This window comes from Bartonella sp. MU37NMGALS (genome assembly GCF_042194015.1).
Classification (GTDB): Bacteria; Pseudomonadota; Alphaproteobacteria; order Rhizobiales; family Rhizobiaceae; genus Bartonella; species Bartonella grahamii.
On sequence record NZ_JBHIML010000006.1, the window covers coordinates 61,800 to 76,563 of the forward strand.

A 14,764-nucleotide genomic window follows, 5' to 3' on the forward strand; every position below is an offset into this window, starting at 1 on the left:
CCAAATTGATAAGCTATAATTTCAACTTTACGCCATTCTTATAAATTATTATAGAATCTTTTAAAAACTCTCATGAGAATAGTGCTTGGTTTCTAGATTTATTAAATATCCTCTTTTAGGCATCTTTACCCCTCCCTCCTCTAACAGAGGAATCGCATCAGATATCTAACTCATTATCTTTAAATTAAAATATTCAATTAAATATACTATGCTTATTTTCAGATAAATTCTATAAACAGAGCAGAAAACAAATATAATAATTTTTATCTCAATATATTTATCGATATTTTATAAATGTGCTAATTATCGTGATTAATATTTAAATTTTTTATGACTTAAAATATATAATTATCTTATAAATAATACTTATTATTAAGATATAAAAATAATAAAAACTTAAAATATATAATTATAATATTTAAAATGTTGTAATCTTATTTTAGTTTTATTTTAATTTTCTAAAGATTTATCTATTCGGTTGTATATAACCCATTCTTTACCTTTAGTAATAAAAAACACAAATTAGCTCATAAAAATACAATTTTCATACTTCTTTAAGAGTTCGCTAACACCTCATTAACATTGTTGCTTTAAACAGTCATCAGAAACAGAAATAAACTGTTTTTCTCCGGATCAGGTAGCGCGTACCGGAGTAACAGTTTCTGTTTTATATAGTAATTAGAAAAAGAATATATGCCCTATAAAACCGCACTTCTATATCTTAGGATAGTGGAATTTATAATTTTTGAAGGTGTTTTCTAATTTCATATTTTTAGCTAAATTTGTAAGTGCAAGAATAAATTCAATAAAAAAATGAAACGCTATATTACAATTAATATTTTAGCGTCCTTGTGCCCATAGAGCGCGCGTTTCAGCGCAAAAATCAGCATAACAGCCTTCTTCAATGGCATCACGAATTCCCTGCATCAGTTGTTGATAATAAAAAAGATTATTCCAACTCAACAACATACCCCCAAGAGATTCACCAGATTTGATCAAATGATGCAAATAAGCACAACTATAATCATGTGCTGCTGGACAAAGTGACTGCGGATCAAGAGGATGTGGATCTTCTGCATAACGCGCATTACGCAAATTAATTCTACCAAAGCGGGTAAAAGCTAAACCATGACGTCCTGCACGCGTCGGCATAACACAATCAAACATATCAACACCACGAGCAACACTTTGTAAAATATCATCAGGTGTCCCTACTCCCATAAGATAGCGTGGTTTATCCTCTGGTAAAATCGGACAAGTAGTATCCAATACTGCTGTCATAACACTCTGCGGCTCACCAACAGCAAGCCCTCCAATAGCGTAACCTTTTAAATCCATTTCTTTTAATGCTTGAGCAGAACGTTCACGCAGTTTCATATTATCACCACCTTGAACAATCCCAAACAATGCTTTATCTGGCTGATCTCCAAAAGCTGTTTTACAACGCTGCGCCCACCGCAATGAAAGTTCCATAGCTTCTTCCATTTCTTTTTCAGTTGCAGGTAATGCAATACATTGATCCAACTGCATCTGGATATCCGCACCAAGAAGTTCTTGAATTTCGATAGAACGCTCTGGACTCATTTCATAGTAAGCTCCATTAATGTAAGAGCGAAAAATCACACCTTGTTCAGTAATTTTACGGATTCCCGCCAATGACATAACCTGAAAGCCACCAGAATCGGTTAAAATAGGTCCGCTCCAGCGTGAAAATTCATGTAATCCTCCCAAACGCGCAACACGTTCAGCTCCTGGACGTAACATTAAATGATAAGTATTCCCCAAAATGATATCTGCACCAAGATCACGTATTTGATCCATATACATAGCCTTAACGGTTCCTGCCGTCCCAACAGGCATAAATGCGGGTGTACGAACACATCCTCGCCCCGTTATAATTTCGCCTCGACGTGCATACCCATCTTGAGCAATTTTTCTATAATGAAATGTCTTTATCATAACTCTCGTCTTTTTGATTCCATCAATGCATATCTCTATAGAAAGAAAAAAGATATCCCCTTACGAGCATTGTCATAAGCTTTATGAATTAATTTTTGATTCGCTCAATATTGTAACCAGCATAAAAAATTAAACGAGATAAAAGAACATTTCTTGTTAAGAAATCACCATAATAAAAGTGATAATCTAGCTCCAAAAAAATAGCAAAATCCTTATAATATCATACCTCAAAATACCTACGATTAATGCACTAAAGCCTTAATAGAACTGCAAAATTATTATCACAATAATCTCATCTTCACATACTTCCATAAGCAATAACTTTGTACGCATAGAAGAAAATTCTGAACGCATTGTACAGCTTACAATATTCTTTACTTTTACAGATAAAAATTTTTCATCTGCTGAGCACGGCAATCCCCACGCTTAATAAAAGCGCAAATGAGCATAATCATTTATCCCCTTACAATATTGAGATAGCTCTTGGCACTTGAGATAATTCACAAAAGAAATTAACGTGTAAAAACACTTAAAAAAACTAAAAATGCTTTTTGTAAAGATTCTCAAATACCAAAAGCTCTATCGTAACATTAGAGGCTGAAAAAGCGTATGATGGTACCCGTTTGCTCCTTCACAAGCTTTAAAACTATACATACCATGAATGTCATCGTGGAAGTGAATGTTGATATATACTGAGAAATTCTTCTTAAAAAAATACATAAATGTGCAACATAAGTATATTCCGTTTGGAGCGTTCCTCTATTAAAAAACGAGAAAAATAAAAGCGTAAGGCTATGCATAACCTTCATTATTTAAATGATATCGCTTTAGATACTTTTTAAAAAAGTAAAGCTGAATTAAAAAGAATATGGCAAGACTAGCCATTTGTTTCACCTCTGCGCCTTCACATTCTTCTAAGATTAAACTGTCTTCTTGTTTTAAAGATGACACCAATGAGATATACATAAATGCTGGTTTTCCACCTTGCTAGGAAAACTGGAGCAGCTAGTAAGGCTCTTATCCGTATTAATATGTGTGCTGCTGCATTAGGATTGGATGTTGATTTACAAGCAGCAACAAAAGCACACGCTCTCTCAGAAAAGTAACATCATAAAACCATTAATAGACCAACAATGAATTGAAGAGAAATGCCGAATTTTTTATAAAATACTTTTCCAAACAACAACCATAACACAACAGACTTTGCGTTTTCCTATTCTGACAAGTGTTTGTACAAATCCTTTGCGTTATATTCTTCAAGAAGATCCGATTGAAGGAAATATATGGACAATTCTTAGCTCGAAATTATAAAAGGTAAGTGTGATACTACAAAAGAGTTTTGTGTGCCTTTATTGATCAGAAAAGAGTATTTTTTCTTAGAAACTGACAATTGAAATCAGCATAATTTATACTATTTTGCATCCGCAGCAATAACGGCTTTGGTAATTGAATCTGGATCTGCAACAGGTTCACCACGTTTAATTTTATCAACATTTTCCATACCTTCAACAACCTGTCCCCATATGGAATATTGACGATCAAGCCACGGAGCATCTGCAAAACAAATAAAAAACTGAGAATTAGCAGAATTTGGATTCTGACTACGTGCCATAGAAACTGTACCACGCTTATGAGAAAGATTTGAAAACTCTGCTGTTAAATTTGGTTTTTCTGCCCCCCCCATACCCGCACGGGATAAATTGAATTTTTCACTATCCTTCTTTCCAAATTGGACATCGCCAGTTTGCGCCATAAAACCATCAATAACGCGATGGAAAATAACATTATCATAAGCACCTTCACGTACCAATTCTTTAATACGTGCAACATGTTTTGGCGCTAAATCAGCCAAAAGCTCAATAACAACTCTGCCCTTTGTTGTTTCAAGAATTAAAGTATTCTCTGGATTTTTATTCTCAGCCATATGGAAAGCTCCTTTGATTCATTTCTCAACTTGTAAAGTAGCAGCATTAATAACATCAGGATTTTTTACAGATCCATTATTACTTGTCGTACCTTTTTTTATTTTATCAACAATATCCATCCCCTTTATAACCTCTCCAACAACCGTATACTGACCATTTAAAAAAGCAGCATCATCAAAACAAATGAAGAATTGAGAATTCGCGGAATCCGGATCTTGTGACCGTGCCATCCCAACAGTACCACGCTTAAACGGCTGCTTTGAAAACTCTGCCGGTATATTGGGATAATTTGAGCCACCCATACCAACGCGTTTCAAATCAAAATCTCTACTGCCTTTTTTTCCAAACTTTACATCACCAGTTTGTGCCATGAAATTAGGAATAACACGATGAAATACAACATTATTATAAGCCCCCTCCTCTGTTAATCTTTTAATTTGCGCAACATGTTTTGGCGCCAAATCAGGACGCAGACGAATAATGACATCACCATCTTTGAGAGATAAAACAAGAAGGCTTGCATCACTTGCTGGGCTAGAATTACCGGCGACAGCGGACAATGAAAAAAAACAAAACACACATATCAAAACAGCAAAAATTCTACGAGACACAATTATTCTCCCCTAAAAGATTGGAATTTCGAGCTCAAAGCTCGTGCAATATTGGGCGGTACAAATGGTGTCACATCACCTCCCATGGAGGCAATTTGGCGTACCAATGTAGAAGTTATCGCACGCCCAGAAACGCTTGCCGGCAAAAAAACAGTTTGCAATTCAGGAGCCATAACGCCATTCATCCCTGCCATTTGCATTTCATAATCAAGATCAGTACCATCACGCAATCCACGAATGAGAAATGAAGCACCAACTTCACGCGCCTTCTCAATTAGAAGGTTGCTAAATGAAAGAACCTGCAATCGGTTAGAATCCGCGCCAAACAAATCTTTCCCTACCTGCGTAATGAAATCAACACGCTCTTCGAAGCTAAAGAGTGTTTTTTTGTCAGCCTGTATCCCTATAGCGACGACCACCTTATCAGCTAACACAAAACATCCTTTCAAAACATCAAGATGACCATTTGTAAGAGGATCAAAAGAACCTGCATAAAGAGCAATTTTCATGATTTTACTTCATCCTCTTGAAAATTATTTTTCTTCGCTCATATCAACTGTATCAGAATGCTTCTCACCTTCATCATCTAATGAACTCGTATCATCTTCAGGTTCAGAAATACGTTCAACCGATACGACCCTTTCACCTTTGGCTGTATTAAAAATTGTGACTCCCTTAGTTGAGCGCCCAGCAGTACGAATTCCCTCAACAGGAACACGAATAAGCTGTCCCCCATCTGATACCAACATAATTTGATCTTGCGCCTTCACCGGAAAAGCCGCTACTAATTTACCAATTTCAGCTGTTTTAGATGGATCTGTTGCACGAATCCCTTTTCCGCCACGTCCGGAAATCCGGAACTCATAGGATGAAGAGCGTTTACCATAACCAAACTCACTCACCGTCAAAAGCATTTGTTCACGTGCATGAAGTTCTGCATAACGTTCATCTGTTAACTCTGTTTCAGCACCCCCATCTTCCTCATCAAGAGTTACAATATCTTCAACATCAGCATCTGCACCAGAAGCACGCCGTTCATTCATTACACGTTTAATATAAGCAGAACGCTCAATGGACGTCGCCTCGACATGCTCTAAAATTGTCATCGAAATGACTTTATCGCCTTTAGCTAAATTGATACCACGAACTCCCACAGAATTACGCCCAGCAAAGACACGAACATCAACAACTGGAAAACGGATACATTGTCCATTGGCTGTTGTTAGAACAACATCATCATGTTCTGTACAGGTTTCAACAGAAAGAATTTCATCTTCTTCATCAAGTTTCATTGCAATTTTACCATTACGATTAACTTGAACGAAATCTGATAATTTATTACGACGCACAGTTCCACGTGTTGTCGCAAACATAACATCCAATGCACTCCAGCTCGCTTCATCTTCAGGCAAAGGCATAATCGTTGTAATACGCTCACCTGGTTGTAAAGGAAGCATATTGATCAAAGCCCGCCCACGCGATTGGGGTGTCCCCAGCGGCAGTCGCCAAACTTTTTCCTTATAAACAATTCCACGTGATGAAAAGAAAAGAACCGGAGTATGCGTATTGGCAACAAACAATCGCGTTACAAAATCCTCATCCTTCGTGGACATACCAGAACGCCCCTTACCACCACGTCGCTGTGCACGATAGGTATTAAGAGGCACACGTTTAATATAGCCACTATGGCTCACCGTTACCACCATATCCTCTGGTGCAATCAGATCTTCACTCTCCATCTCAGCGCTACCAAAACCAAATACGGTACGTCGCGGCGTTGCAAATTCCTCACGAAGAGCGCTCAACTCATCCTTAACAATACACATAATGCGTATGCGTGATGCCAAGATATCAAGATAGTCAGCGATATCCACGCCAATTTTATTCAATTCATCAGCGATTTCATCACGCCCAAGGGCTGTCAATCGTTGCAAACGCAATTCTAAAATAGCACGCGCCTGTTCTTCAGAGAGATTATAAGTACCATCCTCATGAATAATATGACGAGGATCATCAATAAGTTTAATCAAAGGTGCGACATCCATTGCTGGCCAGCGTCGCTCCATTAACTGTGCACGTGCTGTCTGCGGATCAGGAGCTTTGCGAATAAGTGCGATAATTTCATCAATATTGGCAACAGCAAGGGCAAGACCAACCAAAACATGTGCTCGCTCACGCGCTTTACGCAAAAGATATTTTGTTCGCCGACTGACAACTTCTTCCCGAAAAGAAACAAATGCACGAAGCATATCAAGCAACGTCATCTGTTCGGGTTTTCCCCCATTCAAAGCAACCATATTACAACCAAAGGAAGTTTGTAGCGGCGTATACCGATATAATTGGTTTAAAACAACTTCCGCAACGACATCTTTCTTCAGCTCAATAACAACCCGATATCCATCACGATCAGATTCGTCACGCAAATCAGAGATTCCCTCAATGCGTTTATCGCGCACCAATTCGGCCATTTTCTCAATCATCGTTGCCTTATTAACTTGATAAGGGATCTCATTCACAATAATTGCTTGTCGACCATTGCGAATTTCTTCGATCTCAACTTTAGCACGCATAATGATTGAGCCACGTCCTGTTTCATAAGCTGCACGAACACCAGAATGTCCGAGGATAATGCCCCCTGTAGGAAAATCCGGACCAGGAATAATTTCAATTATTTTATCGAGTGTGATATCGGGATTATCAATCAAAGCGATACAACCATCAACGACTTCACCAAGATTATGGGGAGGAATATTGGTTGCCATTCCCACAGCAATCCCCCCTGACCCATTAACCAAAAGATTGGGAAAACGCGCTGGTAAGACAACCGGTTCACGCTCACGCCCATCGTAATTATCCTGAAAATCAACAGTATCTTTATCAATATCAGCTAAAAGTTCTTCTGAAACTTTTTCTAAACGACACTCAGTATAGCGCATAGCCGCGGGTGGATCACCATCAACGGAACCAAAATTTCCCTGACCATCAATCAATGGATTTCTTAAAGAAAAGTCCTGCGCCATACGCACTAAAGCATCATAAATTGAAGCATCACCATGGGGATGGAATTTCCCCATAACCTCACCAACAACACCAGCAGATTTACGATATGACTTATTGAAAGAAAGCCCCATCTCATTCATAGCATGAAGGATACGTCGATGAACAGGCTTAAGACCATCACGGACATCGGGGAGTGCACGTGAAACAATCACGCTCATCGCATAATCGAGATAGGAGCGTTGCATTTCATCAATAATACTGATTGGTTCAATACCGGTTAGCACATCACGTTCTGGAAGTGGAGTAAGATCGGTCACAATTTTAAAACTTTCAAAAAAGAATCATTTCACTTTATTTATATCGAAAAATACACCAAAATGCTAATTTCTCCCCCATGACAAAAAAGAAATTTAACAATATTTTTCAATATGTTATTAATTTATATTAAAATTACCAATAATAATCAACAATTTCCACTTCGCTAAACTTCAAAAATCTGAAACAAACAAATCATAAAGTAATCATGATACTGCAATTAAAGACTCTTAAAAAGGTACGTCATCATCTAATTTGTGTGAAAAACTTTCTCCCAATTGATTATTATTTTGACCAAACGTATTTCTCTGATTTGAGTTACTATCGGCAAAGCCACCACTATAACTCCCCCCTTGACTTGCTCCTTGCTCCCCGCCCGCGGTTCCCCGCCCATCAAGCATTTGTAATTCACCACGGTACTTTTGCAAAACAACCTCTGTTGTATAACGGTCATTTCCATTTTGATCTTGCCATTTTCGTGTCTGTAACTGCCCCTCAATGTAAATTTTGCTGCCTTTTTTTAAATATTGCTCTGCAACTTTGACAAGGTTTTCATTAAAAATAACAATACTATGCCACTCAGTGCGTTCTTTTCGCTCATTTGTATTCCGATCACGCCAACTTTCTGAAGTAGCAATACGCAAATTTGCCACTTGATCACCAGAATTCAAACGGCGGATTTCAGGATCCGCACCAAGGTTACCAATCAAAATAACTTTATTAAGGCTACCAGCCATCGCATAAACTCCAAAATTTTAATTCGTAAAATACTCTGTTTTATAATAGTTATAACCATCTTGACCTTCAATTTACATGTCTGCAATTGACCTTCAATATGGATATTGCTACCACTTCCCAATACTGTATCCGTGTAATTATAACAAAAGATGATAAAGACGCATAGTTTATTCCACCACGAGAGAATAAAAAGCTACTCATTTGTATTCCTCTTTTCATAAAACTTATACCTTCTTTTAGCATTAAAGCAGTTAAACACATTGTAATTCTAAAAAAACAGTTTTATTCCATTTTAGATGCTCAGTTTTTGTCACATATGCCAAGGGTAAAATATGACTTATCAAAAATATATCTCCATTCGCGGTGCACGTGAGCATAACCTTAAAAATATTGATCTCGATCTGCCTCGTGACAAACTCATTGTTATAACAGGACTTTCTGGATCAGGAAAATCATCCTTAGCTTTTGATACAATTTACGCTGAAGGACAACGCCGCTATGTCGAAAGCCTTTCAGCCTATGCACGCCAATTTTTGGAAGTCATGCAAAAACCCGATGTCGACCGCATAGACGGTCTATCTCCAGCTATCTCCATTGAACAAAAGACAACCAGTCGCAACCCTCGTTCAACGGTAGGTACCGTTACTGAAATCCACGACTACATGCGTCTTCTCTTTGCACGTATTGGTATTCCTCATTCTCCTGCGACAGGACTTCCTATTGAAAGCCAAACAGTAAGCCAAATGGTGGATCAAATTATATCCTTACCAGAAGGAACAAGAATTTTTATTATGGCACCCTTGGTGCGAGGACGAAAGGGCGAATATAAAAAAGAGCTAACAGAACTTTTAAAAAGAGGATTTCAACGCGCTAAAGTTGATGGAAAATTCTATGAAATCGCCGATATTCCACCTCTTGATAAAAAATATAAACACGACATCGATGTCGTGGTAGACCGCATTGTTGTACAAAAAGATATCACCTCTCGCTTGGCTGATAGTATAGAAACCTGTTTACAATTAGCAAATGGACTTGCCATAGCTGAAATGGCAGACCAGCCCTTGGCACAAAAAGAAACGACAAAGGAATCTGCTCATAAATCAAAAAATGATACACACAAACGGCTCATTTTTTCAGAAAAGTTTTCTTGCCCTATATCTGGTTTTTCTATTCCTGAAATTGAACCACGCCTTTTTTCGTTCAATAATCCTTTCGGGGCCTGCCCTCTCTGCGATGGATTAGGTATAAAAAAGGCAATGGATCCACTAAAAATTGTGCCAAATAAAAATCTTACCCTAAAGAATGGAGCCATTGCTCCTTGGGCTAAATCGGATTCACTTTATTACAGACAAACCTTAGAAGCATTAGGAAAAGCTTACGGTTTCAAACTCACAGATCAATGGTGTGAACTCTCTAATGAAGCACAACAGGCAATTCTCTACGGTACAAAAAAAGATGAAATCTCTTTTATCTATAAAAATAATTCTGGTTCGCATAAAACAACCCAACCTTTTGAAGGAATTATCCCCAATATGGAGAGACGCTGGAAAGAAACCGATTCTGCTTGGTCTCGAGAAGAAATCGAACGTTATATGTCTTCTTCGCCTTGCCCAGCTTGTCATGGTTATCGTTTAAAACCAGAGGCACTTGCTGTAAAAATCCACGGAATGCATATTGGGCAAATATCAGATCTTTCTATTCTAAAGGCAGATGATTGGTTTGCCAATATTCATCAATATCTCACAGAAAAACAACGTAATATCGCTATACGTATTTTAAAAGAAATTCGCGAACGTTTAGCTTTTTTAAATCATGTAGGATTGGAATATCTTACCTTGTCTCGAACTTCAGGAACGCTTTCAGGTGGAGAAAGTCAACGCATTCGGTTAGCATCCCAAATTGGTTCTGGTCTTACAGGCGTTCTTTATATTTTAGATGAACCATCTATCGGTTTACACCAACGCGATAATGAACGCCTTTTGGAAATGCTGCGCCATTTACGCAATCTTGGCAATACAGTTATTGTCGTTGAACATGATGAAGACGCTATTCTCACAGCAGATCATGTTGTCGATATGGGCCCTGCCGCGGGCGTTCATGGCGGAGAAATCATAGCGCAAGGGACACCACAGGAAATTATAGAAAATTCAGCCTCTCTCACAGGACAATACCTTTCAGGAAAAATGGCTGTTAAAATACCTGCCAAACGACGTAAAATATCAAAAATGAAAACACTTAAAGTCATCGGTGCCAAAGGAAATAACCTCAAAAATATCAATGCGAATATTCCTCTTGGAACCTTTACATGTGTAACCGGTGTTTCTGGAGGAGGAAAATCAACATTTCTTATTGAAACACTTTTCAAAGCAGCATCACATCATATCATGGGCTCTCATCACAGCCCTGCCAGCTATGACAAAATTGAAGGATTAGAATTTCTTGATAAAGTCATTGATATCAACCAGTCCCCCATTGGACGCACCCCACGCTCTAATCCCGCAACCTATACAGGCGCTTTTACACCGATTCGTGAGTGGTTTGCCGATCTTCCAGAATCAAAAGCCCGTGGTTACAAAGCTGGTCGTTTTTCATTTAATGTTAAAGGAGGACGTTGCGAAGCATGTCAAGGTGATGGAGTCATAAAAATTGAAATGCACTTTTTACCTGATGTCTATGTTACTTGCGATGTCTGTAAAGGAAAACGCTATAATCGAGAAACACTAGAAATAAAATTCAAAGGACAGTCTATAGCCGATATTTTGGATATGACAATTGAAAAAGCAGAGGAATTTTTCCAAGCTATTCCCGCTATTCATAATAAAATGGAAACTCTCATTAAAGTAGGATTAGGTTACATAAAAGTAGGACAGCAAGCAACCACACTTTCTGGTGGGGAAGCACAACGTGTGAAACTTGCGAAAGAACTTTCACGTAAAACAACGGGACGTACACTCTATATTTTGGATGAACCGACAACAGGTTTACATTTTCACGATATTTCCAAACTTCTTGAAGTGCTGCATGAACTAGTCGAGCAAGGCAACACAGTTATAGTCATTGAACATAACCTCGATGTTATAAAGACAGCCGACTGGATTATTGATTTAGGACCCGAAGGTGGAGATCGTGGTGGCGAAATCGTTGCAATTGGACGCCCTGAAGACATCATTAAGGTCCCCGCTTCCTACACAGGAAAATTTCTAAAAGATGTTTTACTGCGCCCCTCTCTCTATAATTCCAATTCTTAAAAACGGTTTCCATTGTAAAATAAATCATACGAACAAAGCCTGTACTTCTATTGTTACCTTGTAAACACCAACACCTAATTCCAGTGGTGCAACATGTTTAAAGCAAAGGCTGAAACAATTTAGCGCTTTATAAGCTGTTTCAATTTTCGTATTGCCCATAGGAACGCACGCATAATTGCGTATTTATTCTCTGTTTTGTTTATATCTGAAACGACCAAACAGCCCAATTTGGAAAGAATACGAAGTTTTAGGATATAAATAAGTTCCTATCTTTACATCTTCTTTTAATTTATCTTTACGATTTTCAAAGGTATCCGCAGCAGTATCTTATAATGAAGATTGCCCATTGCTTCACGCTTTTGTTTATCGCGTTCCTTAATGGAATCACATTCCTCACGAAGAGACAAAACGCCCCAAACAAAATATATTTGCGTTGCCAAATCACACATCTGTTTTAAAGAAATATTTCTCAACGCTCTCAAGCCCATTTCACGACGGTACCTAATGCTATAATGATAAATCCACTATTGTACACAACCATCTTTACGTTTATGAAGGAGCATGATCGGCATCATCACACTCTTTTCCAATATTTGTCTCCCCCTACTCCCTAATATTGCAAAACCTTTAGTTATCGAAAGCTTTCATAAAAAGCATGTTATTTTTTCAAATGTTTTTATCCACACACTCTTACTATTCATGATATACAAAGGTATCGTTTTGATTGATTGACGATAAAAAGATCTAAAATGAGAAAATCTTACGCTATTAGAGTTTCTCATTCCGTATAGAAAACGTCTAATTATCCTTATAAATCAACGTATTATCTAACAAAAAAAACAAAACTCTTTTATTATATTATTTTAATTCTTGTACAAAAATTGTAAGATTTCTTCCCAAAAAACAGTATTTGACTTTATTCTACAAAAGAAACTCTCCTAAAAGAGCATAGAGTGTCATTATTTTCGACTTTTTGTGCACAAAGTATCTGTTGGACATCTTACAGTTGTCAATATAATGTGATGCAGTCTAAAAAGACAAAATAACGTTGGAGATAATTTCAGCATGAAAAAAATTGAAGCCATTATAAAACCTTTCAAACTTGATGAAGTGAAAGAAGCGCTTCAAAAAATTGGATTACATGGTATTACAGTAACAGAGGCGAAAGGTTTTGGCCATCAAAGGGAGCATACAGAACTTTATCGTGGCACGAAATATGTTGTTGACTTTCTACCTAAAGTAAAGATTGAAATTGTTGTGTCCGATGAAAAACTAGAACAAACTGTTGATGCAATACGTAAAGCAGCTCAAACCAAACATATAGGAGATGGAAAGATATTTGTCTTTTCCATTGATGATGCCATTCGTATAGGCACCGACGAAACTGGTATCGATGCCCTTTAATAAATAATGAGAAAATTCACTTTTTTATCCACCTCAACGCCATATTAAGGAAATTGAATATGACAACCGCATCAGATATTATCAAACAGATTACAGACAATGAAATCCGTTTTGTTGATTTACGTTTTACTGATCCACGAGGAAAATTGCATCACATTACAATGGATATCGCAGAGATCAGCGAGGATACTTTTAGTGATGGTGTCATGTTTGATGGTTCTTCAATTGCTGGTTGGAAAACAATTAATGAATCTGACATGGTTTTAATGCCAGATCCAGAAACAGCACATATTGATCCTTTTTTTGCTCAATCTACTTTGGTAATATTTTGTGATGTACTTGATCCTGTCTCTGGTGAGTTTTATCGTAGAGATCCTCGTTCTATCGCCAAAAGGGCTGAGGTTTATATGAAATCTTTAGGCATTGGAGATACAATTAATGTAGGTCCAGAAGCAGAGTTTTTTATCTTTGATGATGTGCGCTATAAAACGGATCCTTACAACACAGGGTTTAAACTCGATTCAAGTGAACTTCCCTCCAATGATGACACGGAATATGAAACAGGCAATCTAGGGCATCGCCCACGAATAAAGGGAGGATACCTTCCTGTTCCGCCGATTGATTCCTGCCAAGATATGCGTTCTGAAATGCTCACAGCACTCAAGGATATGGGCGTACAGGTCGAAAAACACCATCACGAAGTAGCAGCAGGCCAACATGAATTGGGTATTCGTTTTGATACACTCGTTCGCGAAGCTGACAAGATGCAAATTTTTAAATATGTTGTACATCAAATAGCAAACAGTTATGGGAAAACAGCAACCTTCATGCCAAAACCAGTTTTTGGTGATAACGGCTCTGGAATGCATGTCCACATCTCCATTTGGAAAGATGGCAAACCCATTTTTGCAGGAAATGAATATGCCGGACTATCAGAAACCTGTTTATTTTTTATCGGTGGTGTTATTAAGCACGCAAAAGCAATCAATGCTTTTACAAACCCATCCACAAACTCCTATAAACGTTTGGTTCCTGGTTATGAAGCTCCTGTTCTTCTTGCCTATTCAGCACGTAATCGTTCTGCATCTTGCCGTATTCCAATGAGCTCCTCACCAAATTCAAAACGCGTAGAAGTTCGTTTTCCAGACCCAACAGCAAATCCCTATTTGGCATTTGCAGCCCTTTTAATGGCTGGTCTTGATGGCATCAAAAACAAAATTCATCCCGGACATGCTATGGATAAAGATCTTTATGATCTTCCCTTAAAAGAACTCAAAGAAATCCCTACTGTTTCAGGAAGTCTGCGTGAAGCGCTTGAAGCACTTGACAAAGATCGTGGCTTTCTTAAAGCTGGCGACGTTTTTGATGATGATCAGATTAATTCCTTCATTCAAGTAAAGATGCAAGAAGTCTTGCGCTACGAAACAACACCTCATCCTGTTGAATTTGATATGTACTATTCTGTTTAAACAATCAATACGCATTCTTCTGATTTTTAAAATGGAGGCAAAAGCCTCCATTTTTGTGGATATTCTTCTCATGCAAAAGCGCAAGAGGCTTTTTG

9 protein-coding genes and 1 pseudogene are annotated in these 14,764 nt (G+C 37.8%); 4 read left to right on the top strand and 6 right to left on the bottom strand.

What is annotated here, in order from left to right; all coding sequences use genetic code 11:
- Window positions 1-840: 840 nt before the first annotated feature.
- Window positions 841-1,959, bottom strand: a complete 1,119-nt coding sequence (gene tgt, locus ACFIJP_RS04990) for a tRNA guanosine(34) transglycosylase Tgt (protein WP_375625986.1) — start codon at window positions 1,957-1,959, stop codon at window positions 841-843.
- Between the two features lie 968 nt (window positions 1,960-2,927).
- On the opposite strand from tgt, the gene ACFIJP_RS04995 reads away from it, so the two are divergent.
- Window positions 2,928-3,065, top strand: a complete 138-nt coding sequence (locus ACFIJP_RS04995) for a hypothetical protein (protein ID WP_375625988.1) — start codon at window positions 2,928-2,930, stop codon at window positions 3,063-3,065.
- Window positions 3,066-3,370: 305 nt separating this feature from the next.
- Here ACFIJP_RS04995 and ACFIJP_RS05000 read toward each other — a convergent pair whose 3' ends face one another.
- The 5 genes and pseudogenes from ACFIJP_RS05000 to ssb form a co-directional block, all read right to left on the bottom strand.
- Window positions 3,371-3,883, bottom strand: a complete 513-nt coding sequence (locus ACFIJP_RS05000; RefSeq protein ID WP_273788293.1) for a peptidylprolyl isomerase — start codon at window positions 3,881-3,883, stop codon at window positions 3,371-3,373.
- 18 nt (window positions 3,884-3,901) lie between these two features.
- On the bottom strand, window positions 3,902-4,495 hold the full coding sequence (locus tag ACFIJP_RS05005) for a peptidylprolyl isomerase (protein WP_375625989.1): 594 nt from the start codon (window positions 4,493-4,495) through the stop codon (window positions 3,902-3,904).
- Window positions 4,485-5,004, bottom strand: a pseudogene (gene coaD, locus ACFIJP_RS05010) (pantetheine-phosphate adenylyltransferase). Before coaD ends, ACFIJP_RS05005 begins: the two are co-directional and overlap by 11 nt.
- Window positions 5,005-5,028: 24 nt before the next feature.
- Complete coding sequence (gyrA, locus tag ACFIJP_RS05015; protein WP_375625991.1) at window positions 5,029-7,812, bottom strand: DNA gyrase subunit A; 2,784 nt, start codon at window positions 7,810-7,812, stop codon at window positions 5,029-5,031.
- A 228-nt stretch (window positions 7,813-8,040) separates the two neighbouring features.
- Entirely contained in the window at window positions 8,041-8,547 is a 507-nt protein-coding gene (gene ssb / locus ACFIJP_RS05020) for a single-stranded DNA-binding protein (RefSeq protein ID WP_375625993.1), read from the bottom strand.
- A gap of 333 nt (window positions 8,548-8,880) precedes the next feature.
- Here ssb and uvrA point away from each other — a divergent pair, with 333 nt between their 5' ends.
- The 3 genes from uvrA to glnA all read left to right on the top strand — a co-directional run bounded on the left by uvrA (window position 8,881) and on the right by glnA (window position 14,669).
- Window positions 8,881-11,796 carry an excinuclease ABC subunit UvrA gene (gene uvrA, locus ACFIJP_RS05025; protein WP_375625995.1) on the top strand — a complete coding sequence of 972 codons (2,916 nt, stop codon included), beginning with the start codon at window positions 8,881-8,883 and terminating at the stop codon, window positions 11,794-11,796.
- A 1,065-nt stretch (window positions 11,797-12,861) separates the two neighbouring features.
- Window positions 12,862-13,200 (top strand): P-II family nitrogen regulator, encoded by a 339-nt coding sequence (locus ACFIJP_RS05030; protein ID WP_273754282.1) that lies wholly within the window; start codon window positions 12,862-12,864, stop codon window positions 13,198-13,200.
- Between the two features lie 59 nt (window positions 13,201-13,259).
- Window positions 13,260-14,669: a type I glutamate--ammonia ligase gene (gene glnA, locus ACFIJP_RS05035; RefSeq protein ID WP_273791493.1), complete on the top strand. Its 1,410-nt coding sequence runs from the start codon at window positions 13,260-13,262 to the stop codon at window positions 14,667-14,669.
- The last annotated feature ends 95 nt before the right edge of the window (window positions 14,670-14,764 follow it).